1 protein-coding gene is annotated in these 3,035 nt (G+C 64.3%); it reads left to right on the plus strand.

The annotated features are described in order from the left end of the window. On the plus strand, positions 1 to 2,895 hold a 2,895-nt coding region (locus ABI546_RS05995; RefSeq protein ID WP_348045089.1), incomplete at its 5' end, for a toprim domain-containing protein. Positions 2,896 to 3,035 lie beyond the last annotated feature (140 nt).

The raw sequence follows: 3,035 nt of genomic DNA on the forward strand, positions 1-3,035 counted from the left end.
GTGAGCTTTCGCCATGCGGTCGAGTTGCTCAAAGACGATTCATCTTTAGCCGCTGGCTCCCAGGGCGGCGAACCCGTCAAGCGCAGCACGGTGCGGGCCTTGCCGCCGCCGGTCACACTGGACGCGGACGACCGCGCTTTGCTCTTGCAGGTGGTGGACTACTACCACCAGAGCTTGAAGCAGTCCCCGGAGGCGCTGGCCTACTTGCAATCACGCGGCCTTCATCACCCCGAGCTGGTCGATCACTTCCAGCTGGGCTACGCCAACCGCACGCTTGGGTTGCGTTTGCCCGACAAACGCCGCAGCAGCGGCGCTGACATCCGCACCCGGCTGGAGCGCATCGGTGTTTACCGTGAGAGCGGCCACGAGCACTTCAATGGCTCGGTGGTGGTGCCCGTGCTGGGCGCGCAGGGGGAAGTGTGCGAACTCTACGGGCGCAAGATCACGCCGCGCCTGCGGCCCGGCACGCCTTTGCACCTGTACCTGCCTGGCCATAGCGAACGCGGCCGGGGCGTGTTCAACATCGCAGCGCTGCAGGCCAGCAAAGAAATCATCCTGTGCGAATCCATCATTGACGCGCTCACCTTCTGGTGCGCCGGTTACCGCAACGTCACCACCGCCTACGGCGTCGAAGGCTTCACCGACGAGCTGCTGTCTGCCTTCAAGGCCCACGGCACGCAGCGCGTCTTGATTGCCTATGACCGCGACGATGCCGGCGAGAGGGCAGCGGCCAAGCTGGCCGAGCGTTTGATGGGCGAAGGCATGGAATGCTTCCGCATCCAGTTCCCCAAGGGTATGGACGCCAACGAGTACGCACTCAAGGTGACCCCGGCCACCAAGAGCCTGGGTTTGCTGATTCGGCAGGCGGTTTGGCTGGGCAAAGGTAAGCCGCCAGAACGCTCCACAGCGCCTGCAGCGCAAGACTTACAAGCCAAATCGGCCTCCAGCCCAGATAACACGGGCGCAAGCAGCTATGAAAATAATAGTGAGAGTGAGCCCATCAAACTCAGCGCGCCGGCTTCTTCTTTAGCCGCTGAACCTGCTGCACTGCCCGCGCTGCCCGCCACGCCCATGCCCGAAGCTGCTCAAGGCCCTTGGGTCGAAGTCCTGCAGCGTGAGGCAGGCAGGGAAGTGCATATCCGTTTCGGCGAAGGCGCAGCCGCCAGAGCCTGGCGCGTGCGCGGCCTGGAGAAGAACCTCTCGCCCGACGTGCTCAAGGTCAATGTGCGCATCGCCATTGCATCGCCGGACGGTGGCGCGTTTCATGTCGACACGCTCGACCTGTACAACGCCAAACAGCGCGGCCACTTCGCTGGACAGGCCGCAGCCGAGACCGGGCTGGACGAGCGCCACCTCAAAGCCGATCTCGGGCGCGTGCTGATGGCGCTGGAGAGTGTGCAGGACGAAGCCATTGCCGAAGTTCTGCAGCCCACCCCCACCGAGAAAATGAGCGAAGCCGAGCAGGCCGACGCCATGGCCTTGCTCAAGACCGCAGACCTGCCGGCCCGCATCCTGGCCGACTTCGAAGCGGCCGGCGTGGTGGGCGAGGCGACGAACAAACTCGTCGGCTACCTGGCCGCAGTCAGCAGGAAGCTCGATAGACCTTTGGCCATCGTCATCCAGTCCAGCAGCGCCGCCGGCAAGAGCAGTTTGATGGACGCCATCCTCTCCTTCGTGCCCGAAGAAGAACGTATCCAGTACAGCGCCATGACCGGGCAGAGCCTGTTCTACATGGGCCAGACCAACTTGAAACACAAGATCCTGGCGATAGCCGAAGAAGAAGGCGCACACCGCGCCAGCTATGCCTTAAAGCTGTTGCAGTCCGAAGGCGAACTCACCATTGCATCGACTGGTACCGATGCCGTCACAGGCAACCTGATCACCCAGGAATACAAGGTCGAAGGCCCGATGAGCCTGTTCATGACCACCACCGCGATCGACATTGACGAAGAGCTGATGAACCGCTGCTTGGTCCTTAGTGTCGATGAAGCCCGGGAGCAGACCCGCGCCATCCACCGCCTGCAGCGAGAGCGCCGCACCCTGGCGGGCCTGACCCGCAAGCATGAGAAAACCGCCATCCTCACGGTCCATCGCAACGCCCAGCGCCTCTTGCGCCCGCTGGCCGTGGTCAACCCCTGGGCCGACCAGCTCACCTTCCTCGATGACCGCACGCGCACCCGGCGTGATCATGAAAAGTACCTCACCCTGATCGACACCATTGCGCTCTTGCACCAGCACCAGCGGCAAATCAAAAGCGCTACGGTCGCCGGTGCCGTGGTCGAGTACATCGAAGCCAGCCTCTCGGATATCGAGCTGGCCAACCGCATTGCGCACGAGGTGCTGGGCGTCAGCCTGGACGAGCTGCCGCCGCAGACGCGGCGGGTGCTGGCCAGCGTGCGCGAGCTGGTGCAAGGGCGCATGACCGAGCTGGGCGTGCCCCAGCGCGAGGTGCGCTTTGCGCGTGGCGAGCTGCGCGCCGCCACCCGCACCAGCGACACCCAGCTCAAGGTGCATCTGGCCCGATTGGCCGAGATGGAATACCTGCTGATTCACCGTGCTCTGCGCGGTCAGGGCTATGTGTACGAGCTGCTGTATGACGGCCAAGATGATGACAAAACCCCCGTGCACCTGTCGGGCCTGATTGATGTCCTTGCCCTCAAAACCTGCGCCTACGACGCGCAGCGGTCGGCCTTGGCGGGCGGGCAGTCGGCCCCTGGCCGGGGTGCGGTCGGCGCGGTGTCGGCCTCTGGCCGGACCACCAAAACCCCCGCTAAGGCGCATGGAATAAGGGCTGCAGGCGAATTACCCGATGCACAGCCCGCCGCACGCGCCACCCCCCTTGCACGTGAGCGCGCGTCGTACCCACAAGCCCACCTTCAATCTTTAGCCGCCTGAGCCCATGCGCAAAGGCCAGCTCCTCAAAACCCGCCGCCGCGCCGTCATCAAGCCCGCAGGCCCGGCCCACGCCCAAGACGACCCGCTGGCGCACAAGCTGCTGCTGCGCTACATGGACGAACACTTCGAGTGGATGACGG

Source organism: Polaromonas sp., from assembly GCF_039932935.1.
Taxonomy (GTDB): domain Bacteria; phylum Pseudomonadota; class Gammaproteobacteria; order Burkholderiales; family Burkholderiaceae_C; genus Polaromonas.